General features: G+C 56.5%; 23 protein-coding genes. 10 read left to right on the top strand and 13 right to left on the bottom strand.

The features are described from left to right. Nucleotides 1-150: 150 nt before the first annotated feature. A complete protein-coding gene (gene arsN2, locus Q8X48_RS28720; RefSeq protein WP_407802034.1) occupies nt 151-600 on the bottom strand; it encodes an arsenic resistance N-acetyltransferase ArsN2 in 450 nt (149 codons plus the stop codon). A gap of 160 nt (nt 601-760) precedes the next feature. Between arsN2 and Q8X48_RS28715 the strand changes: the two genes are divergently transcribed. Next, nucleotides 761-1,111 carry an ArsR/SmtB family transcription factor gene (locus Q8X48_RS28715; RefSeq protein ID WP_126045418.1) on the top strand — a complete coding sequence of 117 codons (351 nt, stop codon included), beginning with the start codon at nt 761-763 and terminating at the stop codon, nt 1,109-1,111. A gap of 38 nt (nt 1,112-1,149) precedes the next feature. Then, nucleotides 1,150-2,220 (top strand): flavin-containing monooxygenase, encoded by a 1,071-nt coding sequence (locus Q8X48_RS28710; protein ID WP_407802032.1) that lies wholly within the window; start codon nt 1,150-1,152, stop codon nt 2,218-2,220. A 471-nt stretch (nt 2,221-2,691) separates the two neighbouring features. Here the strand turns inward: Q8X48_RS28710 and Q8X48_RS28705 are convergent, their stop codons facing one another. From Q8X48_RS28705 to Q8X48_RS28685, 5 genes are all read right to left on the bottom strand, one after another. Continuing rightward, nucleotides 2,692-3,459 carry an ABC transporter ATP-binding protein gene (locus tag Q8X48_RS28705; RefSeq protein WP_407802031.1) on the bottom strand — a complete coding sequence of 256 codons (768 nt, stop codon included), beginning with the start codon at nt 3,457-3,459 and terminating at the stop codon, nt 2,692-2,694. Nucleotides 3,460-3,479: 20 nt separating this feature from the next. Then, on the bottom strand, nt 3,480-4,193 hold the full coding sequence (locus tag Q8X48_RS28700) for an ABC transporter permease (RefSeq protein ID WP_007978207.1): 714 nt from the start codon (nt 4,191-4,193) through the stop codon (nt 3,480-3,482). Then, complete coding sequence (locus Q8X48_RS28695; RefSeq protein ID WP_407802030.1) at nt 4,190-4,879, bottom strand: ABC transporter permease; 690 nt, start codon at nt 4,877-4,879, stop codon at nt 4,190-4,192. The genes Q8X48_RS28700 and Q8X48_RS28695 overlap by 4 nt, the downstream gene beginning before the upstream one ends. Before the next feature lie 86 nt (nt 4,880-4,965). After that, on the bottom strand, nt 4,966-5,754 hold the full coding sequence (locus tag Q8X48_RS28690; RefSeq protein WP_407802029.1) for an ABC transporter substrate-binding protein: 789 nt from the start codon (nt 5,752-5,754) through the stop codon (nt 4,966-4,968). 58 nt (nt 5,755-5,812) lie between these two features. Further along, complete coding sequence (locus tag Q8X48_RS28685) at nt 5,813-6,982, bottom strand: M20 aminoacylase family protein (RefSeq protein WP_407802028.1); 1,170 nt, start codon at nt 6,980-6,982, stop codon at nt 5,813-5,815. 132 nt (nt 6,983-7,114) lie between these two features. Here Q8X48_RS28685 and Q8X48_RS28680 point away from each other — a divergent pair, with 132 nt between their 5' ends. From Q8X48_RS28680 to Q8X48_RS28665, 4 genes are all read left to right on the top strand, one after another. Next, nucleotides 7,115-8,065, top strand: a complete 951-nt coding sequence (locus tag Q8X48_RS28680) for a LysR family transcriptional regulator (RefSeq protein ID WP_407802027.1) — start codon at nt 7,115-7,117, stop codon at nt 8,063-8,065. 179 nt (nt 8,066-8,244) lie between these two features. Continuing rightward, nucleotides 8,245-8,823 carry an S-(hydroxymethyl)glutathione synthase gene (gene gfa, locus Q8X48_RS28675; RefSeq protein WP_015094751.1) on the top strand — a complete coding sequence of 193 codons (579 nt, stop codon included), beginning with the start codon at nt 8,245-8,247 and terminating at the stop codon, nt 8,821-8,823. A 337-nt stretch (nt 8,824-9,160) separates the two neighbouring features. Further along, nucleotides 9,161-9,970 (top strand): glycosyltransferase family 2 protein, encoded by an 810-nt coding sequence (locus Q8X48_RS28670; protein ID WP_407802026.1) that lies wholly within the window; start codon nt 9,161-9,163, stop codon nt 9,968-9,970. Nucleotides 9,971-10,032: 62 nt separating this feature from the next. Next, nucleotides 10,033-10,836 (top strand): 2OG-Fe(II) oxygenase, encoded by an 804-nt coding sequence (locus tag Q8X48_RS28665; RefSeq protein ID WP_407802025.1) that lies wholly within the window; start codon nt 10,033-10,035, stop codon nt 10,834-10,836. 566 nt (nt 10,837-11,402) lie between these two features. Here Q8X48_RS28665 and Q8X48_RS28660 read toward each other — a convergent pair. Then, a complete protein-coding gene (locus Q8X48_RS28660) occupies nt 11,403-11,738 on the bottom strand; it encodes a hypothetical protein (protein WP_407802024.1) in 336 nt (111 codons plus the stop codon). A 482-nt stretch (nt 11,739-12,220) separates the two neighbouring features. On the opposite strand from Q8X48_RS28660, the gene Q8X48_RS28655 reads away from it, so the two are divergent. Next, a complete protein-coding gene (locus tag Q8X48_RS28655) occupies nt 12,221-13,195 on the top strand; it encodes a TerC family protein (protein ID WP_407802023.1) in 975 nt (324 codons plus the stop codon). 12 nt (nt 13,196-13,207) lie between these two features. Here the strand turns inward: Q8X48_RS28655 and Q8X48_RS28650 are convergent, their stop codons facing one another. Next, nucleotides 13,208-14,143 carry a LysR substrate-binding domain-containing protein gene (locus Q8X48_RS28650; RefSeq protein WP_407802022.1) on the bottom strand — a complete coding sequence of 312 codons (936 nt, stop codon included), beginning with the start codon at nt 14,141-14,143 and terminating at the stop codon, nt 13,208-13,210. 90 nt (nt 14,144-14,233) lie between these two features. Here Q8X48_RS28650 and Q8X48_RS28645 point away from each other — a divergent pair, with 90 nt between their 5' ends. Then, complete coding sequence (locus Q8X48_RS28645) at nt 14,234-15,184, top strand: DMT family transporter (RefSeq protein ID WP_407802021.1); 951 nt, start codon at nt 14,234-14,236, stop codon at nt 15,182-15,184. Nucleotides 15,185-15,231: 47 nt separating this feature from the next. Here the strand turns inward: Q8X48_RS28645 and Q8X48_RS28640 are convergent, their stop codons facing one another. From Q8X48_RS28640 to Q8X48_RS28630, 3 genes are read right to left on the bottom strand one after another with little or no spacing between them, the layout of a single operon-like run. Continuing rightward, nucleotides 15,232-16,659 carry a GGDEF domain-containing protein gene (locus Q8X48_RS28640; protein WP_407802020.1) on the bottom strand — a complete coding sequence of 476 codons (1,428 nt, stop codon included), beginning with the start codon at nt 16,657-16,659 and terminating at the stop codon, nt 15,232-15,234. 23 nt (nt 16,660-16,682) lie between these two features. After that, entirely contained in the window at nt 16,683-17,642 is a 960-nt protein-coding gene (locus Q8X48_RS28635) for an alpha/beta fold hydrolase (RefSeq protein ID WP_407802019.1), read from the bottom strand. 16 nt (nt 17,643-17,658) lie between these two features. Beyond that, the gene (locus Q8X48_RS28630; protein WP_407802018.1) at nt 17,659-19,071 is read right to left on the bottom strand and encodes an NAD(P)/FAD-dependent oxidoreductase; all 1,413 of its coding nucleotides are present in this window, start codon (nt 19,069-19,071) and stop codon (nt 17,659-17,661) included. A 456-nt stretch (nt 19,072-19,527) separates the two neighbouring features. On the opposite strand from Q8X48_RS28630, the gene Q8X48_RS28625 reads away from it, so the two are divergent. Both Q8X48_RS28625 and Q8X48_RS28620 read left to right on the top strand, forming a co-directional pair. After that, entirely contained in the window at nt 19,528-19,806 is a 279-nt protein-coding gene (locus tag Q8X48_RS28625; protein WP_095967106.1) for a DUF2790 domain-containing protein, read from the top strand. Between the two features lie 261 nt (nt 19,807-20,067). Then, entirely contained in the window at nt 20,068-20,721 is a 654-nt protein-coding gene (locus Q8X48_RS28620; protein ID WP_407802054.1) for a hypothetical protein, read from the top strand. A gap of 79 nt (nt 20,722-20,800) precedes the next feature. On the opposite strand, the gene Q8X48_RS28615 is transcribed toward Q8X48_RS28620, so the two are convergent. Both Q8X48_RS28615 and Q8X48_RS28610 read right to left on the bottom strand, forming a co-directional pair. Continuing rightward, entirely contained in the window at nt 20,801-21,136 is a 336-nt protein-coding gene (locus tag Q8X48_RS28615; protein WP_407802017.1) for a hypothetical protein, read from the bottom strand. Nucleotides 21,137-21,319: 183 nt separating this feature from the next. After that, complete coding sequence (locus Q8X48_RS28610) at nt 21,320-21,961, bottom strand: response regulator (protein ID WP_407802016.1); 642 nt, start codon at nt 21,959-21,961, stop codon at nt 21,320-21,322. Nucleotides 21,962-22,273: the final 312 nt, after the last annotated feature.

Raw genomic sequence — 22,273 nt, 5'->3', positions numbered from 1 at the left:
GTTGTCGATTTGCCTTGCAGACCCGGGCCGTCACTGACAGCCATGGGTTGAATCCACAGTCGTTTTCTGCCTCTCGCGACGGGCAGAAAACGGCCAAGTGCGGACATACACTCACAACACGGATCCCGTCCATAAACGCGAATTTACGGGCTACTTCGTAACAACCACGTTGCCTAACGACTTTCGTAGATAGGTTGCCGATGCAGGACACAAATGCTTGAACTGGACGGTTTGACTGATAACGACCGGCGCATTACCCCTATCGAAAACTTCATACCCATTGGCTGTAAAAAATCCCGTAGCGCTTTGAGTTAACAAGTGCAACCGAAGCGCACCCTGGGAGGCAGCATATCGTTCCAGTTCAGACAGCACAGCTTTGCCCAGTCCTTTCCCACGATGTAAATCACAAACGACCAGTGAGCGAAGCAGCATGTCCTGATCAGAACCCTCCAGCCCGCCGTACGCGATCCATTTTCCGTCTATCTCAAAACGGAAAAACTGCCGCCCCGGGTCGCTTACATCATCAAAGGGCAATGCTGCTTGACTCAGAGCCTCACGGAGCTGACTCAATCCGTTCGCCTCGATTTTAAACATCTGCATTATCAGCCCTTCTATAGCTCCCAAAGCCCTCAAGGCTAGCAGACTTAGCCGCTGTAGCCTTGTCGCCTGTCCACGACGCGGTATTGACCGCTTGGGATCTGTTGTTGACGTCTGTTCGGCGAATTGACGTGTGCATAGATATGCATATATAGTCATCCGCATGACGAACCGAACCTCTATACGTTCCCGGGCAATTGATGCAGCAATCGACTCTCTCGATGGAGCCTTCTTCAAAGCTCTTTGCGAGCCGTCGCGGGTAGCTGTGCTCAAGCGAGTCATGCAACTGGGGCGTGCGGATATCGCCGAGATTGCCGAAGGGGTACCTCAAGAGCGATCTGTGGTATCTCGTCATCTGCAAGTGCTATCAGAGGCGGGCATCGTCCGTGCTACCAAGGTCAGCCGGCAGATGTTCTATGAGGTGGATGGGGCGGCGGTGGTGACACGGCTCGAAGCTATTCTCCAGCATATGAAGAGTCTGGCCCCGTTTTGCTGCCCTAGTGGCTCAGAGTAGTTTTTTTATTATCATAATATATGCATGAGTGCGCATACATGAATGTAATTAATGAGCCCATGGATGCCATCGTTATTGGTGCGGGCCAAGCCGGGCTCGCGTGCGGTTGGCATCTGCGGCAGCAGAGCCTCAGGTTTCTCATCCTGGATGCCGAGAGCCAGCCAGGTGGAAACTGGCGTAATTACTACGACAGTCTGAGACTTTTTTCCCCTGCTGCTTACTCATCGTTACCTGGGATGCCTTTTCCAGCTGAAGCCAAGCATTATCCGCTACGCGATGAAGTCGTACGTTACTTGGAGCAGTACGCGGACGCTTTCCAGCTACCCATTCGGCAGAACATACGAGTCCAGAAAGTGCGTAGGGAGGATGGACTATTTTTGCTTCAGGCATCTGATGGTCAGTGTTTCTGCTCAAAAGCATTGATCGTTTGCACTGGCGGATTCAATCAGCCGTTCATCCCTGATATTCAGGGGCTGGAGAGCTTTCGCGGGCAACGTTTACACAGTGCTGATTACCGAAATGTCGACGGCTTCAGTGATCAACGAGTAGTGGTCATAGGTGCGGCCAACTCAGCTGTACAAATTGCCCATGAGTTGGCTCAAGTCAGCAGCGTCGTATTGGCGACAAAGGAATCGATTCGATTTTTTCCGCAAAAAATCCTCGGCGTGGATTTTCATGCTTGGCTCAAGTGGACAGGGATGGAGAAGACTCGTTGGCTGAATGATCAAAGTACCCCCGTACTGGATGATGGCACCTATCGTCGAGCCATGAAGCAGGGACTTTTTGAGCGTAAGCTGATGTTCACGGAGGTAACGTCAACGGGTGTGATCTGGGCCGATGGGCAGCACACCGAAGTGGACAGTTTGGTTTTCGCGACCGGATATCGTCCGAACCTTGGTTTTTTGTCAGGCTTACACACGGGGGCCAATGGGAGCCTGGCTCAGCACAATGGGCAGGCGGAGCACGTACCGGGTTTGTATTTTTTGGGATTGCCGAAACAGCGTAACTTTGCTTCGGCCACCCTCAGGGGCGTTGGGCCAGATGCTTCTCACATCATCTCCAGCTTGATGCGCTTCGTTCACAATACATCGCACCCAGTGTTCGCTTAATACCGGGTATCGACGTTTTTCAAATTGACGCTGCGTCTACGGGAACATCGTCATTGTTTGCCTTTTGCGTAATCGGCAGACGCCAAGTGGCGATGAAGCACAGCAACAGAAGCCCACACATCACGCCAAGTAGTACCGATGCTCCGAAACTTTCCAAAACGAAAGCTGCGGGCCTAAACAGCGCCAATGGAAGAGTACCGCAAGCGATGGTGAGGATGCCGTTACCTGCCGGAATTGCCAATCATGAAATGTCCGCTCCTGGCCGTTTTCTGCCTCTCGCGACGGGCAACTACCGGCCAAAAGCAGCCGGTCGATTGCTGTGCTGACGTTAGTACTCGAAATTATCCTTCACGCCTGGAAAGTCGAAATACTCTCTCGGCACTGCTGTCAGAAATCCCCCTTGTGAAGTCTGTCTCCCCTGGGCACCCGCAATTGAACGCCGGTGCCTTTCTTTCGCAGATTAACGGGCAGCTACTTGAGACTCCCGGCCAGGAACTGCTGCAACCGCTCGCTTTGCGGCTGTTCCAGCAGCGTGCCTGGCGCTCCCGACTCCTCCACCCGCCCCTGATGCAGAAACATGACGTGGTTCGACACCTGCCGGGCAAACGCCATTTCGTGGGTGACGACCACCATCGTCCTGCCCTCTTCGGCCAGTTGCTGCATGACCTTGAGCACCTCACCCACCAGTTCAGGGTCAAGGGCCGAGGTCGGTTCGTCGAACAGCATCACCTCGGGTTCCATGGCCAATGCACGGGCAATGGCCACCCGTTGTTGCTGGCCGCCGGACAAATGCACCGGGTACTGGACCTCGACTTTTTGTGGCAGCCCCACCTTGGCAAGGTAATGACGCGCCCGCTCCAGCGCCTGCGTCCGGCTGATACCGAGCACGCTCATCGGGCACTCGATGATGTTTTCCAGCACGGTCATGTGGCTCCACAAATTGAAGTGCTGGAACACCATCGACAACCGGCTGCGCAGGCTCCGCAGCTGCCCGGGATCAACCACACTCAACTCGCCCCTTGAGTTTTTGCGGGTGAGCAACTCTTCGTCGTTGACGACAATGCGCCCGGACGACGGTTGTTCAAGATGGTTGATACAACGCAGGAAGGTACTTTTCCCGGACCCGGAGGAGCCGATGATGCTGATCACATCACCCGCCTTGGCCTTGAGCGAAACCCCTTTCAACACTTCATGGTTGCCGTAGTTTTTATGGATATCTTCAACGATCAATTTATACATTCGAGCAAGTCCGATAGGGGTCAGTGCGTGCGCGGTTTGAGGTAGGCCAGCCAATGCAGTTCGCCGCGTCGAAACAGCCAGATCAGGAAAAAAGCACAGGCGGCGTACAACACGCCGGCAATGCCAAAAGCAGTGAAGGATGCATAGGTTGCCGAGTTGACATCCCGGGCGATCTTCAGCAAATCGGGCACCGTCGCGGTAAAGGCCACCGAAGTGGAATGCAGCATGAGGATCACTTCATTGCTGAAAAACGGCAGCGCGCGGCGCAACGCCGACGGCAGGATAATCCGCCGATAAAGCGTGAACCGACTCATTCCGTAGGCACTGGCGGCCTCGACTTCACCGTGGGCGGTCGCCCTGATAGCGCCAGCAAAAATCTCGGTCATGTAGGCGCAGGTATTGAGCCCGAACGCAAGCACCGTGCAATTGAAGCCGTCACGGAAAAACGCGTTGAGAAAGTCCTGGGACCGCACCACATGCAAGCTGTACACCCCGGTGTAGAAGAACAACAGCTGGATGTACAACGGCGTGCCACGAAACACGTAGGTGTAGCACCAGACCGGCAGGCGCAGCAGCGGGTTGCGGCTGACGCGGGCCATCGACAACGGCACAGCCAGCAAAAAACCCATCGCCACCGCCAGAATCAGCAGCCACAAGGTCACCACCAGCCCGGAAAAGTGTGGCCCGTCACTCCACAGGTAAGCCTGCCAGTAATTTTCGAGAATGGCGGTCATAGCGCAGCCTTCCTGACGCCGACCGAGTAGCGGCGCTCAAGCCACAGCAACACGCCATTGGAGACCGTGGTAATGGCGAGGTAAATCAGGCCGCCGACCAGGGTGAAGTAAAAGAACTGCATCGAGCCCTTGCCCGCATCCTGCGTGGCCTTGACCACGTCGGTCAGGCCGATGATCGACACCAGGGCCGTCGACTTGATCAGCACCTGCCAGTTGTTGCCGATGCCCGGCAAGGCGTGGCGCAGCATTTGTGGAAAGAGGACCTTGCGAAAGGTTTGCCCACGGGTCATGCCGTAAGCCCTCGCCGCTTCGATCTGCCCCACCGGGACTGCCTGGAAGGCACCGCGAAACGTCTCGGTAAAGTAGGCCCCGTAAATGAACGCCAGCGTCACGACACCGGCCAGAAAGGGGTCGATGTCAATCTGAGTGATGCCCAGCCAATCGGTCATCCGGTTGAGCAACATCTGCAGGCTGAAGAACAGCAGCAACATGATCACCAGGTCCGGCATGCTGCGGATCGCCGTCGTATACCCAGCGGCCAGTGCGCGCAACAATCGATTGGACGACAACTTGGAACTGGCGCCAATCAGCCCGGCCAGGACGGCGATCAGCAATGAACATAGCGCCAGTTTGACGGTAGCCAGGGTGCCCAGCAGAATCTGCGGGCCAAAACCTTCCAGAAGCATCTCACTCTCCTTGTTCTTGTTAGGGTGAGGTGAAGGGGGCAATAGAGCGCTCGAGCGAGCGCCCTGCTCAAGGTCACGACGACGGTTTACCTAGCGCCGTAGACGTCGAAATCGAAGTACTTGTCGTTGATCCGCGCGTAAGTACCGTTGGCGAGAATGGTGGCCAGGGCCTTGTTCAGGTCTTCGCGCAACGCGACATCACCCTTGCGCAGACCAAGGCCATCGCCGACGCCGAAGAAGCCCGGGTCCTCCAGAGTGGCACCGGCAAATTCATAGTCCAGACCCGCCGCTGTTTTCAGGAAGCCGTAACTGGCTTGAATGGCCCCCTGCAACGAGGCATCCAGTCGCCCCACTACCAGGTCGGCGTACACCTGGTCCTGATTCTGATAGGACAGAACGTCCACGCCCTTGGAACCCCAAACCGCTTTGGCATAGGACTCCTGGGTCGAGCCCTGCTCCACACCAATGCGCTTGCCCTTGAGTGATTCGAGGGTCGGCTGTAATCCCGATCCACGTTTGGCCACCAGGCGTGCCGGCGCATTGGACACCTTGTCGGTAAACGCAATCTGCTCAAGGCGTTTGGGTGTGATGGTCATCGAGGACGCCACCGCATCGAACTTGCGCGCCAGCAGCGCCGGGATCATCCCGTCCCAACTGCTTTCCACCCAGACGCAGCGGGCTTTCAGTTCGGCGCACAACGCTTCGGCGATGTCGACCCCGAAGCCGGTCAGCGTGCCATCCTGGTTCTTGTACTCCAGCGGTGGGTACGTCGGGTCCACTCCCAGCTTCAACACTTTGCCGGACCAGTCGGCCGCCCCCGCCAGGCTCGAGGCCGTCAGGAACACCAGGGAAACGGCTGCAATCATCTTGTTCATTTTTATTCCTCTCAGACCGTAGGTTTTTTACCGGCACAACGGATGAAAATGCGCCGTCTCAACTCAGAAAACGTTCGACCAACTTGACCCAATAGCTCGCGCCTACCGGCAGGCAGCCGTCATTGAAGTCATAGCCGGGGTTGTGCAGCAGGCACCCGCCTTCGCCCTCGCCGTTGCCGATCACCAGATAGCTGCCGGGGCACTTTTCCAGGACAAAAGCAAAATCCTCGCTGGCCGTGAATGGCCGCAAGTCATCGATCAGGTGTTCATCTCCCAGCCAGTCGCGGGCGACTTCATGGGCAAATGCCGTCTGTTCGGGATCGTTGATCAGCACTGGATGGCAATGCTGGTAATCGATGTGGGCCCGGGCGCCGAAACTCTCGGCCTGGCCCTTGACCAGTTCGGTGATCCTGACCTCCAGCAAACGGCGAACCTCGGGAGTCAGGGCTCGTACGCTCAGGCTCAAGTCGGCGCTGGACGGGATGACATTCGAGGCGCTCCCGGCTTGCAGGGAACCCACGGTGATAATCGCCATCTCCTGCGGGTTGACGTTGCGCGAGACGATGCTTTGCAGGGCCATCACGATCGAGGCACCGACCACCACCGGGTCGACGGCTTTGTGCGGCACCGCGCCATGGCCGCCGTTGCCGATGATCTTGATGTTCACCGTGTCGGCAGACGCCATGAACGGTCCGCTGTAAAAACCCAAATGCCCGACGGGATAACCCGGCACGTTATGCATGGCGAAGATCGCGTCACACGGAAACCGTTCGAGCAGTCCGTCCTCCAGCATTTTCCTGGCACCGCCCAGCCCCTCTTCCGCCGGTTGGAAAATCAGGTGCACGGTGCCGTTGAATGCCCGTGTCCGGGCCAGATACTGACCCGTCGCCAGCAGGATGGCGGTATGACCGTCATGACCGCAGGCATGCATGACACCGTCTATCCGGCTGGCATAAGGCAAACCGGAGGTTTCCTGGATCGGCAACGCATCCATGTCGGCGCGCAAACCAATGGACCGACCCTCGCCATTTTTCAGGGTGGCAACGACCCCGGTCTTGCCCACCCCGGTGCTGACCTCAAAGCCCCACTGAGCCAGACACGCGGCAACCCGCTCACTGGTGGCGAATTCTTCAAAACCCAGTTCAGGGTGCGCGTGAATGCTGCGACGTATCGCGATCATTTCATCTTGCATCGCGGCAATACCAGGCAGGACCAAACCGGCATTCATCAGTGTTCTCCTTCGACAGGGGCTGTGCGGCAGCAAAAGCGCTGTTGGGCTCGATCTTAGGGAACTGGCGCTGGGCTGGGGAGCCGCAGTTTGGTTATGATGACAACCATGAGTTGTCACCAGGGTGAGCAGATGAAACTGCATCAATTACAGGCGCTGATTGCCAGCGCCGAAACCGGCAGCATCCGCGCGGCCGCTCGGTCGCTGGAGATTTCCCAGGCCGCGGTGACCAAAGCGCTGCGCGAACTGGAAACCAGCCAGCAGCTACCGCTGTTTACCCGAACCGCCAGCGGTCTGAAATTCACCGAATACGGCAAAGTGCTGCTGACTCACGCCAGGCTGGTGATCAAGCAACTGGAGCACGCACAGACCGAGCTTGATCACATGCGTGGGAAGGCCCAGGGCCGGCTCTGCGTCGGGATCACCCCATGGGTCGCCCTGACCTTCCTGCCCGAAGTCGTGTCGGTTTTTCGCGAGCGTATGCCACAAATCAGGCTGGAGCTGTACGAAAGCCTGATGGCCGTTGCCCAACCGCTGTTGCGCGACGGCAGCATGGACTTTGCGATTGGCCAACTCAATCCCACCCAATCGACCCAGGAATTCGCCAGCGAAACCTTGCTCGATTACCAGACCTCGGTGCTGGTCCGCGAGGGTCACGCCCGACAGCATGCGCGATCGATCCATGAGCTACTGGAAGAAAACTGGACCCTGAACTACGCGCCGGACGGGCACGATGGGCTGATGCAGGAACTGTTCTGGAAACACGGCGCGCAGATTGACGAGAATCGAATCCTGCGCGCTCATTCACTGGCCATTTTGCAGATGATGGTCGAGCGGGCCGATATGTGCACTTGGGGGCCTTCCATCGTGAGCACCGCCCCGCCATTTCTGGGGCGTGTGGTATCCCTGGGGCTGACCGAGCAGTTCGAGCCCCGGCAGCTGAGCATCGTGACACGCCGCAATGGCGCACTGAGCAACCCGGCAGTCTGCTTCACCGAGTGCCTGTTGCAGGTCATTCGGCGCCATGCCCGCTCGGCCAAAAAAGAAGACCGCGCGCTGTTTGAAACCTTGCGGCTGCGGTGAGGTCACCCTGGCCGCGCTCAAGGCGTCATCGCAGACTATTCTTGATCAGGGTAACCCACCGGTCGCACCGAAGGAGGTCACTCGTTTATGCACTGTGTCCTTTTCAAAATCCGATGATCCAACGGTCTGGGGCGCGGCCCCAGGCACCTGTGTCTGCCCCCTGAAACGGAGACGCCAGCATGAGCACCTTGCAACTTCACCCTGCACTGGACAAGGGTATCCAACCCGCCGCCGCGAATTTCACAGGCGGCACCCTGCAATGCCTGTGTGCGACCGACAAGGTCGAGGTCAGGATCGACGCACAAACCCTGCATAACCACGCATGCGGCTGCAGCAAATGCTGGAAACCACAAAACGCGATATTCGCTGTCATCGCCGTGGTGCCTAGAGATAAGGTCAGCGTGATTGCCCACGGCGAAAAACTGGCGATTGTCGACGCAGCCGCCACCATCCAGCGCCACGCCTGCAAGCAGTGTCACGCCCATCTCTTCGGGCGCATCGAAAACAAGGACCATGCGTTTTATGGCCTGGATTTCGTCCACACCGAACTTTCGCCACAGAGCGGATGGGCAGCGCCGGGATTCGCGGCGTTCGTATCCTCCATCATCGAAACCGGCACACCGCCAGGGCAAATGAAGGCGATCCGCGAGCGCTTGCGCTCGATCGGCCTGGAACCCTATGACTGCCTGTCCCCGGACTTGATGGACGCACTGGCGACCCATGTCGCCAAACAGAAAGGCCTGCTGCCCACCGCCTGATCGATCGGTCGCCGCGGTTTCTTTTCCGGACCGCGGCGCCGATTCACCTTGAGATTGAATCCAGCCCCACACCACCCCCGGTGGGCTCATCTGACCCGCCGCCCGATGTAACGAACCATTTCGCGGATATTTACCTATAGAGTGGATCCTTATACGATGAGGCCCAAAGCCACTGCTCTCCATCAGGCGCGAGTAAGCCATCTAAATTTAGTGCATGACAAAGCGACTTGAAAATTGAGCTTTACAGACGAAAAACATTGCGCGGGCAAATACGCGAAACCGGATACGGACTCAATCGCCCCCACCTATAAATACAATATCATTGAGCACCCGAACAATGAACAGCACTAGCCCTCCGGCTGATTTCCCCAATAACTTCAGCATCGTCATCGTGAATTACAAAACACCGGAAATCACCAAGATATGCTTAGAGTTATTGCACCAGCACGTGGGTGACAAGAACGTCCCGGTCTGGGTGGTTGACAACTACTCGGCCGATGAAAGCACTCAATACTTGCGAACACTTGACTGGATCAATTTAATCGAACGATCTGTTTCCGAACCAGAAGCAGGCCATATCGCGCACGGCAAGGCACTCGACATGGTTTTGGAGCGAGTCGACACCGATTATTTACTTCTGATGCATACCGATACTTTTGTTTTCGATAAAAACATTTTCCCGATGATACTGAACAAGTGCGCCAACAATAAAAAAGTCGTCGCCGTCGGGTGTGTAGAGCAATTAAATCGCGGCACCGCGAGAACGGTTTGGCGCTACAGCTCACGACTATTCAAACACCACTACAGACGCCTTAAAATCTCCATGGGCTTACGTTCAAGAGAACCAAAGCCATACAAAGAAGTTTACTTGAAGAGCTTCTTTACATTGTGGAACTGCAAGCTCGTCAAACAGCACGGCATGCACTTTTCGATGGATGATCGCGTTCCTGGATATACCCTTCAAGACCAGATGACCCAGCTTGGTTACGTCGTTGAGACTTTATCGCCACGTAAAATCTTCAGCTATCTTGATCATATCCAGGCGGGTACTGTTGCAGCGACTGGCGGCTATGGAAAGACTCATAGACGAACCAAAATGTACAATAATATACTTAAGCGCCTGAACAAGGGTGACGGCAAGGCTTAAGCTACGCCGACACGTATGAGCCCGTCACCCACAGGTCGTTATATCAAGTTATCGGAGCAATAATGGCAGTCATCACTCAGGCACTACCCATCACCCTCTCACCGGAGCTTGATTTCGACCAGAACGACGCCAGCGCCTTTGGTGAGTCATTGACCAGCCAATATGTTCAGGCTACGCCATTTCCGCACATCGTCATCGACAACTTCCTGGACGAAGATCTGATTGCAAGTATTTGCTCGAACTTCCCGGTCGAGCCAACCAACAACGAAATGCTCTACGAGCGCGGCTATAAAGGGCAAAGAAAACGTCAAATCAGTCCCAACGAATGCTCGCCGTTTTTAAAGACCGTTTTCAATGCTTTCAATTCGGCACCCATGTTGCAGTTTCTTGAAAAGTTAACAGGCATCGAAGGTTTGATACCTGACCCCTACTTCACCGGTGGCGGCTTGCATGAAACGAAAAGCGGGGGGTTCCTGGGGGTGCACTCGGACTTCAGGCTCAACAAGAAGCTTAACGTCGAGCGCAGACTGAATATCATTATTTATCTGAACGAAGACTGGAAAGACGAGTATGGAGGCAACCTGGAGCTTTGGGATGTCAAGATGAAAACCTGTCTTAAAAAGGTTTTGCCCATTTACAATCGCTGCGTCATTTTCAATACAGACAAAGACAGCAATCATGGGCACCCGGAGCCTTTAACGACCCCAGAGCACATCACTCGCAGGTCTATAGCGCTTTATTACTACACCGCAGGCACCTTGGCGATCGATCCTGCGCAAAGAAACAAAACCCACTACAAACCAAGACCCAAAGATCGTTTCAGTCTCAAGTACTACATGAACAAATTAATCAAGAAGAAAAACTAAGCCATACCGCCAGACGATTGAGCTCGTGCTTTTCAGGCTTTAGCTCGGCGCCCGGTCGCGACCAGATCCGTCGAGCATCAGCACCTTTTGCACGGTCGCGCGCCGGCAAGCCGATAACCTCTGGATCGCTCCTGCTGCAAGGGTAACGGAACGGAAACGCGAACGAGGGTGTCAGCTGTTTAGGCACCCCTGTTTCTTCCCTCAACCCAAATGAAGCGGTGAAGTCATGAACAATATCGTCTACCTCGTTGGCGCCGTCGTGATCATCCTGTTTATCCTGTCGTTTGTCGGCTTGGTCTGAATCAGACTGCCAGATGCCAAAGGTAAAAAAGCCCGCTCAAAAGCGTAACGCTGTTCACTTAAGCGCGGTACTTCAGGCACACCTACTTTTGTGGCGAGGGAGCTTGCTCCCGCTGGGCTGCGTAGCGGCCCCAAAAATGTGACAACAATGCCATTTTTTGTGAGTGCTACGCACTCAAGCGGGAGCAAGCTCCCTCGCCACGGGTTCAGTGTCGGCCGTAAGTGAACAGCATTACGCTCAATAGCGGGCTTCGTAATCGGCTTTTTTATGGCGTGTGGCTCAAACTCTCGCGGAAATCGTCCTCCAGCTTTCGACAAACCTCTGCGATTATGCTTTTTCCGACTGCCGGGCCGGAGTAGCTGTCTACTTCCTCGCGGCACCGTTCGGCGGCATCATGGGCCTGCATGCTTTCCTTGTCTTGCGATGTGTTGCTGACATAAAAGCCGACTGCCAGGTACAAGGTGATTGCGATTGTGATGCCGACGACGATCTTGCCGACCCGGCCAACTTTCTTTTCTGAAGGTATTGGCCACCCGGGCGGGATTCGTATTTTCTGCCTGAGGTCAGATTGGCAGTGTTTACATAAAATGGCTTCAGCCATGATGACTTCCGCGCAATAGGGACAGCTCTTTTTTCCAGCCTCCACAGATGAAACTCCTTTTTCAAAACGAGATTCTATCATTGGGTTCGGGGATGCTCAGCCTCTTCTGCCCCAAGCCAGCTAAAGTCAGCAGTTTGGGTCAAAACCGCAATAGCACCCGTTGGCCACGGAGCAGCACTAATGCAATGGCCGGTAGTTGAGCATCTGGATCAAATACTTCGTAAAAAACGAACATTTCAAAACGAATAAACGATTTTTATTGATGCAACATGCCCGTTAGCATGACCTCTTGCAGGCCATTGCTGCGCCATGCGGAGACAGTCATGCAGATGGCCATTCAACGCCGCGGTTTCGAGCTAACCGAGGTTTTGCACGGTTATCTCAGCAAGCGCCTGGCCTACATCTTAAGTCACGGCGCTGCCCGCATTGGAGCGGGTGACCGTGCGGCGCCACATGGGTATCGACCAACCCTGGATACTTAAATGACCGCCATTAGCGTCGGCCAATCCTGGATGTGGGCCGCCTTCATCGGGTTCGTCCTCGCCATGCTGGCGCTGGATCTTTTCGTCTTCGGCGGTCGCAAGGCGCATCGTGTTTCGGTACGCGAGGCGCTGGCCTGGGTCATCGCCTGGACCAGTTTGGCGTTGGTCTTCTCCGTCCTGCTCTGGTGGTATCTGCGCAGCATGTTCGGCGCCGAAGTGGCCCAGCGTACAACGCTCGAATTCCTGACGGGTTACCTGATCGAGCAGTCGCTGTCGATCGACAACATGTTCGTTTTCGTGATGATCTTCGGCTATTTCGCCGTGCCGCCAGAGTTGCAGCGCCGTGTCCTGCTCTATGGTGTGCTCGGCGCCATCTTCATGCGTGCCGTTATGATTTTCGCCGGTGTCTGGCTGGTGCAGGAGTTTGCCTGGCTGCTCTATGTCTTTGGCGCTTTCCTCGTCATCACCGGCATCAAGATGCTGATCTTCGCCAACCAGCAGCCAGACCTCGAAAAAAACCCTTTGCTGTGCTGGCTGCGTAGCCATCTTCGCATCACCGACGGTTTTCACGGCGAGCACTTCTTCGTGCGCCAGAAAGGCCTGCGCTGGGCGACGCCTATGTTCCTGGTGCTGGTACTGATCGAGGCCAGCGACCTGGTATTCGCAGTCGACAGCATCCCGGCTATCTTCGCCGTCACCACCGACCCCTTCATCGTGTTCACTTCCAACATTTTCGCCATCATGGGCATGCGCGCACTGTATTTTCTACTGGCCGACATGGCTGACCGCTTTCACTTGCTCAAATATGGTCTGGCCATCGTACTGGTGTTCATCGGCGGCAAGATGCTGGTCACGCCGTGGTGGCACATGCCGATCCAATGGTCGCTGAGCACAATCGGCGGCATCATCTTGATTACGGTACTGTTGAGCCTGACTTTGACGAAGAGCAAGGCACGGGTTACGAAAGAACAATAGCCGCCTTGGTCATCAGTCGCCCATCGACCCCAGAAGCCACTGGCGAAATATCTCGGCAGAGGCAGAACGCTTGCGATGCTTGAGCGATACCAGGAACTCGCCATTGCCCGTCACGCATTCAAAAGGCGTCACCCGCTGCAATTCTCCCTTGGCCAGCGCCTCATCCGCCATGAACGACCAGGCCAGGCCGATGCCCATGCCTTGTTGAACGGCCCGATACGCCAACGTCAGCTGGTTGAAGACCGGGGCCTTGTCCCGCGCGACGAAGTCGATACCAAAGTGGCCGAACCATTGATGCCAGTCCAGACACTGCCAGGCGCAGGTGTCGATTTGCACCAGGTTGGCTTGCGCCAATTGTTCCAGTGTCTCAACCCCCGAGACATCCAGTGAAGGATGAGCCACGGCATAGACGATTTCCGGCAGCAGGAAATCGCTGTCCAGCGAGGGCCATTGGCCGCAACCATAGAGTACGCCCACGTCGAAATCATTGAGGCTGGCCTCATCGAATTCATTGATCGCGTGAACGTGCACGGCGATGTCCGGGTACGCCTTGTTGAATTCGATCAGCTTCGGGAACAGCCAGAATTGGGCCAGGGCATGGGTCGCCAGCACCGAGACGGCGTTGGACTGATGAACGTTGCGAATTCGCGTGACGCTTTGGTACATCGTGGTGAGGAGCACGTTGACCGTCATCAGCAGTTCATCCCCTGCGCTGGTCAACTTGACTCCTCGTGGCTTGCGCTCGAAGAGCGGGACGCCCATGCAGTCCTCAAGCTGGCGCATCTGTTTGCTTACGGCGCTCTGGGTCAGAAACAGTTCGCCGGCGGCGCCCGTGAAGCTGGCGTGTCTTCCCACGGCCTCGAACGTGATCAGGGTCTCCAATGGGGGCAAGGTACGCAGATAACGGTTAATGACGGTTCTCCGGGACTGGCGATTGCTGCAAGACATTCCCCTGCGGAATGGGTGACCAACTTTATATCGCAGGTGGCGCTTATCTGCCATGGCTAGAATGCGGCTAAACAGCCTGCCAGAGCCGAGATGATGAACAGTGGAGTTGTATTTGCGATATTGGCGGGTGCCATCTGGGGTGGCGTGATTATCGGCCCTTCGTTGCTGCCGGAATTCAATGCCGTGCTGATCAGCAGTGTACGGTTTGCCCTGTATGGGATGATCTCGCTCCTCGTGGCCTTGCCCTTCGCGTCTCGCCTGCTGTCGCGTTTGACGCGAGGCGATGTCTGGATGCTACTGCGTCTGTCACTGACCGGAAATATCCTGAACTACGCGCTCCTGGGCGCTTCCGTACAGCTGAGCGGGGTGACCGCGGCCGCCCTTATCAACGGCATGATGCCGCTCGCCATCACCTTTCTGGGGCGTAGCGATGCAGGGTCCCTGCCCCTGACCAGGCTCAAGCTCCCCCTGCTGCTGGTATTCCTGGGCATCGTATCGGTCAGCCTGGAACATACGGGCGCGCCGGCGCAGAGCACCTCGCTGCCTTCCCGGTTGCTGGGCCTGGCCTGCGGGTTCAGTGCCGTGGCCTGCTGGTCGTGGTACGCCACCCACAACGCCCGGTATCTCAAGCAAAGCCATTTCAACAGCAGCGAATGGTCGACGCTGACAGGCATCGTGACGGGCATCGTGGCGATCGTGTTCGGCATCGCGGCCTTGATGCTGTTCCCGAACCTGGTGCCCTCTGAGGTTGAAAGCAGCCGCTGGACGACTTTCCTGTGGGTTTGCCTGTTCCTGGCGCTCTGTGGTTCATGGCTGGCCAATGGGCTTTGGAATGCTTGCTCGCGCCGCATGCCCGCGTCGTTGAGTGGCCAGATGATCGTGTTCGAAACGCTGTTTGCCTGCGTATACGGTTTTCTGTTCAGCCAGCGAATGCCTGGCTTGATGGAAGTGGTCTCGATCGTGCTGCTGGTGGGCGGGGTCGTATGGGCGGCGAAACGTCATCGGATAATGCCGGTGAAACAGGTTCAACCCTGCGAATGACAGTCAATACTGTGGCGCAAACGCTTTCGGCGACTTCAAGACGACGGTCAGGGCAGAGGTTGGAGGCTGGTTTTGAAGGCAGTGACCACACGGTTACGGCCTTGGTGTTTAGCGTGATACAGGCGTTGATCGGCTGTACGCAGAATGGCCTCGATGGTGTCGCCATCGCGACCGGATTGCGATACGCCGATGCTCACTGTGACCACGGTTGACCGCTGCAGGCCATGAAAAGAACTATTGGCCACGGTGCTTCGCAGACGCTCGGCGATTTCGTGCGCGCCTTCAAGTGAAGTCTGAGGTAGCAGTATCATGAATTCCTCTCCGCCTACTCGGGCTACGCCGTCATACGGCCGGATCGAATCGAGGCATTTCTCCACGAAACTCTTCAGGATGTCATCGCCAACCTGATGCCCGAAGCGATCGTTGATGGACTTGAAATTATCCAGATCCAGTGCCAACACGGAGAACGGCGCATCGCCGCGTTTGGTCCGGCCAATTTCGCCTTCGACCCGCTCCATGAACCGGCGCCGGTTATCAGCGCCTGTCAGTGGATCGGTCGCCGCAAGGTGCCCGAGTTCCTGATTGGTGCGCTGGAGTTCCTGCAGTGCGTTCTCGGCATACGCCATCGCTTCGGCAAGACGCACCATCAACTCCTCCTGGCTGTAGATCCTGGAAAACGACCGCGTGGTGAGGAACGCTTGCACCACCCCATAGCTCAACATGAAGAATCCACCGGCGAAGATCGCGTGCGCGAGCCACCACATATGGTTCCACGGACGCGCAAGGATGAAGGCAAGGGAGGACAGCGCGAACGCGGTGACCGAGATGATGAAAATGGTCATCAACGGCGAACGGATACGGCGCAGCAGGAGAATTGTCACGGTCAATGTGGAAAGAACGAGGGCGCCCCCCTCCATCGAGAGGCGCACTGCGAGATTGCCGGCGATCGGCGAATTCGCGACGTACGCCACTGCCACGTCAACCAACAGGAACAGTCCTATCCAGATCAACCACGGGCGGGCAGTCATTCGTTGGTCCGCGGCATCTGGTGGGCGGTGGTACGACAGCATTGCGACTAACAGCAGAACCGACATGACCAGTCGAGAGGCCGGTCCATAAAGCAGGAAGAGCCAGATATTGTGGTGCGCAAGCCCGGTGAACGCACCATGCAACGCGTAGATCACTACAAAGCCGAGAAATCCAAGCGTCATCCATCGCAGCAGCGGCTCTCCCGATGACTGATAGCAGCGCCACGTGACGTAAGTAACAAACAGGCCTGCCAGGGTGGCTGCCGTGATCGCAATGATATGGAACAGGTGATTCTCGAATAAAAGCGTGGAGTCCTGAAAAAAGTACAAGTAACCAATCAGACAGGCCGGAACAAGCGCAAACCCTGCGAGCAGCAAGCAAGCGTAAACCTTGACCATGAGGCGAACGGCTTCAGGTGGCTCGTCGGTGGCAATGAAGTTGCTCATGGGTCCCTCCAGTTTCGATCCATTCAGAGTTTTTTCAGGAAGCCCAGTAGCAGCTCATTGACCTCTGTCGCGCGCTCTTGCTGTATCCAGTGGCCGGCACCTTCGAGGATATGACAGCCGCGCAGTTGCGGCAGAGTCTGCGCGAAAGCTTCGATCTGCCGCGGGGAGCTCGGAAACTTCAGCACGGCGTCGCGGCTGCCGGCTATGAACATCGACGGCTGCTGGATTTTGCAACCGCGCCAGGGTGCCAGCAGTGCCCATGAGCGCGTCATGTTGCGGTACCAGTTCAAGCCGCCGTGAAATCCGCTGCGGGTGAATTCGCGGGTGTAATAGGCAATATCCTCCAGGCTTAGCCAGGCTGGCAGGGTTTCAGGCTCGATCATCGCGCCCAGGAAGCCCTGATCCGGCTGCAGCCGGCCGAACACCGGCCAATCGGGTCCGTCCCCCGAACCACTGAAGTAGATGCGCCGGATCGACGATTCGACGTCCCTTTCCAGCTCGGCCTCGGCCACACCCGGCGTCTGGAAATACTGGATGTAGAAGTCGTTGATACCCCGTGAGACAAGCGCGCTGAGGAGTTCCACGCGCGCCGGTGGCGAGAAGGGAACGCTCATGCCGACCACGGCGCGGAACAGATCGGGTCGCATCATTGCTGCGCTCCAGGCCACCTGCGCGCCCCAGTCATGACCGACGATCACGGCTTGCTGTTCGCCGAGTGCATTGACCAACTCGACCATGTCGCCTACCAGGTGGAGCGTGGTATAGGCGTCGGGTTCGGCCGGCGCATCTGTGCCGCCATAGCCGCGCATGTCGGGTGCTACCGCCCTGTAGCCGGCGGCCGCCAGCGCAGCGAGCTGGTTGCGCCACGAGTACCACAGCTCCGGAAAACCATGGCAGAGCAAGACCAGCGGGCCGCTTCCTTGCGTGGCTATCTGCATGCGGATGCCATTGATGTCGAGCAGTTCCAGGTGTGGCTCGTTCATGTGCGCTTCCTGCGATTCAATCGATGGCCCCCAGCAACCGTGGCAAGCTCGCCAGAGCCTGTTGCCTGCTGACAGAGAGCCGATGCAGCTGTGCGAGTTTCTCGGTGTCGGTTTCCGTAAGGCCCCTGACCACCGCTGTCATGAAGAACAAACGCGACTGCCTGATCCAGCGGGCCAAACCTTCATGCTCTCCCCAGCGTAGCTGGTTACCCAGGTAGACCGCCCAGATTCTGATCCAGTCCGTGGGGACGTGAGGCGGCGGGACCATCATGCACAGCCCGTTCATTTGCGCTTGATCGACCAGGTGGCTTTCCACATAGGCGATCAAGGCCGCGCTGAACACGGGTTGGCAGCTGCTGACCATCAACAGGTTGATCTTGCCGCCGTCGAACACCTTCATTTCAGGCAGTCTCGGGATGGCACTGGCGCTGCAATCAATGTGCAGAGCATGTGGGCTTGTGGCGATGCTGCCCTGCTCGAGCACGATGCGCGTTGGCTCGATAACGCGCACCCTCCCCTGGCGCACGACGTTGTCGATGCGTCGAAGCTCACGCAGCTCCGCCTGTGTGACGGTGGCGCAGCGGTAAGCAGTGGGTTCGACGGACTTGTCCAGGCGCAGGAGCTGGCCTGTCGCCTCAAGCCTTAAGAACAGGTCCGGGATCGAGTCCGCGTCGGCGATTGCCTCGAACTGTGCCGTGAGACCGCCGATTGTTCGTTCGAAGCCGTCGAGGCCAGGTTGCAAGTTGGCCCGGTCGATCAACCACGGATCGTTCGGCATGATCCAGCAGATTTTTTCGGGCGCAACACCGTTTTGCAGCAACCACAGGCAAGCGTCGATCCCGGTCTTGCCCGCCCCCACCACTACGTAGCTGGAGTATGGGTGGCGGATTTTCGGCAAGTCGTTCAGTGGCACGCATTGCACGCCGGGTTCCACCCTGTACCTGGGCGGGTGGGTCGAGGGCACAGCTGTCTGGGCATGGGTGGCGTCCACCACCTTTTTGTGCACCCGCACCAGATGGTCTGCGCCGCTGACGAGCGAGGTAAACCGGTGGTCGTCAATGCGGTCGCCGGTGTAGTTGCACATGGGGAAGTAACGGACCCGACCTGATGGCAGGAACTGCTGATTCATCACCTGATCGAAGTAGCTCACCACCTCCGCGCCGGAGGCTAGCTCATACAAGCCCTCGTTCAGTGCCGTCGTATCTTTCGTTCCGCTACCCAGTTCCCGTGAGTTGACGCCATAGAAGGCCGAGGGCTGGTGCAACCGTACAAAGGGGTAGGCATCATTCCAGTGCCCGCCAGCTCGTTCGTGTCGGTCCACCATCACGATGCGTGCATTCGTTTCCTTGAGTAGCGTATCGACGAAGGCCATGGCCGTCGCGCCAGCACCGATGACCAGGTAATCGGTTTCGATCGGATTTTCGTCCATATGGCTGCACCGCCCTGAAGGTTGTCCCCTCAACTTCCGTAGATTAGCCACCAATGCCGCGCTCAATAGAACGAATGCTGCTCACCTCCATAACCAATGGAATTAATGGCTGCAGCCCGCGCGTCAGACGGACGCCCCGTCAACCGCCGGGCTCAATCCACAGCCCATTGCTGCCTGTCACGAAGGACTCGGTCGACTGGCTTGAAGGCACTGATTCACCTTGCGCGATAATCCGTCATGACATGTTATGACCTCCCTGAAAAACGGACTTTAACCAACAAATTCAGGGGTTTTAGGACGAATGGTCGAGAGGCGTCAAGCGCGGGGAATTGCAGGGAGTTTGCAGCCACTACAGGCTTTTCAGACGGGCACGTTCGTCGTGGTGAAGTGAACTTCACTTTCATGACGTGTCACATTAAGTCCTTGTCAAGTGAACTTCAGTGGAGGTACAGCCTTATGAGCATGGCCACGATAGTCAGTGCCGTGATTTCCAGTCTCGCACCCAGTGTCTTTGACCAGAACAACCTGCAAGACCCCGGCGCGCATGTCTCAGCCGTCGAATACCACTACGGTATGGACATCGATGTGAAACGGGTACTGCAGCGCACCGATACATCCGACAAGACCGGCGTAGTACCGGTGACCCTGGTCTACGAAGACAGCGAGGGCGAGATTCACAAGATCCGTTTCCTCGAATGGGGTGGAAGCCCTGCCGACCCCACCAGCATTGCCTGATCCGCACGTCGATCGGGTTCCCCAGAAGCGGAAGTTAAACCTCCTGTGCACTCAGTGCGATTGAGGTTTTGTGTTACCTGAAAATGGACATATTCGAATGAATGAAAGTTCATTCGCGAAACTCACTATTATCTTGGAGGTGTATTGCCCCAGGATTAATTGATAACAATGGCTGAATCTGAATGGCAGTCAGCAACGGTAAATTCCAATCAAACCGTGCCGAGAGCCAAGTTGATTCACTATTTAATAAAAGAGGTCACCATGGAACTTAGTATGTTTTCTTCGTCCACCGTGGAATATGTGCGTTTGGGCGTTGTCTATTTTCATCTCATCGCCTGTTGCGTGGCAATCGGGCTGGTCTTGACCAGTGACATTGCAATGGTCAAGCAACTCCTGAAGGGGGATGCGTCAGGTCACCACGATGACGCGCACATGGAAAGCCTTCAAAAAACCGTATCGCTTGCACTTGTAGCGCTTTGGATTACGGGCATTGGTATCGTCGGGATCGATTATGCCGGTAAGGGGATGGAGTATTTCCTCAATCCAAAACTGCAAGCCAAAATCGGCATCGTTGTGCTGTTGACCTTTAACGGCTTGCTGTTGCATAGCGCTGTATTGCCGGCGCTGAAAAAAGCCGGTTCGTTACTCAAACTCTCCTTCAGCCTGCGCATGCTGGCGCTGTTCTCCGGCGCTCTCTCCGCCGTGTCCTGGTTCTATGCCGCCATGCTCGGTGTCGGTCGTCCGCTGGCCTGGAAGTACTCGCTGGTGGAGTTGCTGGCAGCCTATCCGGTTCTCATCGTCGTCGGTTTCGGGATGATGGTCCTGCTCACTGCCTGGGCAAAAGACAGAGACACCGAAACGCGTAGGGAGCAAGGCTTCAGGATCCCGGGAAACGCCGCCCTCGCTGGATGGTGAAACCAGACTGAACAAGGAAGTTCAGCTTCAGCCAATAAAGCCTGCTGTCAGCCGTTCGAAAACGGTGCTGCTAACGCCTCTATCGCTTCCCCTTCATGCAGACTACGGAAAGATAAGCCCCCCAAAGGACACCACACAGGGCAAGTATCAACTCCGGATTGAAAAAGCTCTGATCGACCGGCGCCACCAGTATTTCGCTATAAAGGCACATGGCGCCCGCGACCAGTGCAATAAAGTAGCCAGTCCGTGTTCTGGTTCGACGCAGTAATAGAACCTTTTTCAGACCCTCTTCTTTCCATTCCTGACGGGGCATGAGTTGGATTTCCTCCAGCAGCACCACACCCCACAGTAATGCGCATAACCCATAACCTATCATCTTGATGCCTCCAGAATTCAACCTGAATGCAGCCTGCACTCAGTGCTCAACTTGTGAATATCCATTCCGGAGTCTTTTCTGACTCATTGACGATTGAGCGGACGATAATTTCCGAGGGGTCAATATGCTTGATTGGGACGCCCCCCGCTATCGACGTTAGCAGGAGTTCTTTGTGGAGATATCAGCCAAAAGCTTGTAGTGATTCCACTACAAGCAGCCACTCTAGGTTAACAAGCCGTTTTCGAGTGCATAGCGGGCCAGTTGCGCGTTGCTGTCCATCCCGGTTTTTTCCAGGATACGTGCCCGGTACGTCGTGACGGTGCTCGGGCTCAAGTGCAGAATCTGGGCGATACGGACAATTCTTTCGCCTGCAGCCAGGAGCTTCAGTACTTCAAGCTCCCGGTCGGAGAGCGCTTCGTGGGGTGCCTCGTCGCCTTTGCCGATCGCGTTTACCAGTTTTTCCGCCAGCTCAGGACTGACGTGCTTGCCGCCTGAGGCCACCTTGCGAACGGCCGCCACCAGGGTAGCTGCGCAAATATCCTTGGTGAGGTATCCCGCTGCGCCGTGCTTGATGGCGCGTAACGCATAGGCCTCGACCGAATGCATACTCAACATCAGAACGGCGAGCTTGGGTTTGTGCGCACGCATGAGCTTGAGGAGTTCGAGGCCGTTCTTGTCGGGAAGCTGAATATCGACCAGCGCCACGTCGAAATCCTGTTCGCGGACCAGGAGCATGGCGTCTTGTGCGGTCTCGGCTTCACCCGTTACGTCGATCTCGCTGGCAGTCTCCAGCATGCGTCGCACGCCGCTACGCACGATGCTGTGATCATCCACCAGCAAGACTCTGATTTTGTGGTCAGTCATCTGTCTTTTCCATTCGCACCCGCAAGGCCCTGGCCGTTTCGTGTCTCGATGTACAGATGATGTTGAACCCGCCGGCCCCGCCGCTACAGAAGTGCGCGCTCATGCATTCCCACACCCATCCTGCGGCCAGTGGCCAGCAAGCCATTGAATCTGCTGCCGGGTTCTACGTTAGCAGGTCGGGATTGCACTGCAAGATGACAATTGCCCCCAGAATCCGGGGCATTGCGTCAACCTTGCTAGTATTTCGTAAGTCAACGCACCGTTTTCAACAGGCTGAATGCTGCAATGCCGGCTCCTGCGGCAAGGGGTAAT

The organism is Pseudomonas sp. QLc11A (assembly GCF_052112305.1).
Lineage (GTDB): Bacteria > Pseudomonadota > Gammaproteobacteria > Pseudomonadales > Pseudomonadaceae > Aquipseudomonas > Aquipseudomonas laurylsulfatiphila.
Note: the sequence above shows the minus strand (reverse complement) of the source record. Positions and strands in the feature narration are given on the sequence as shown.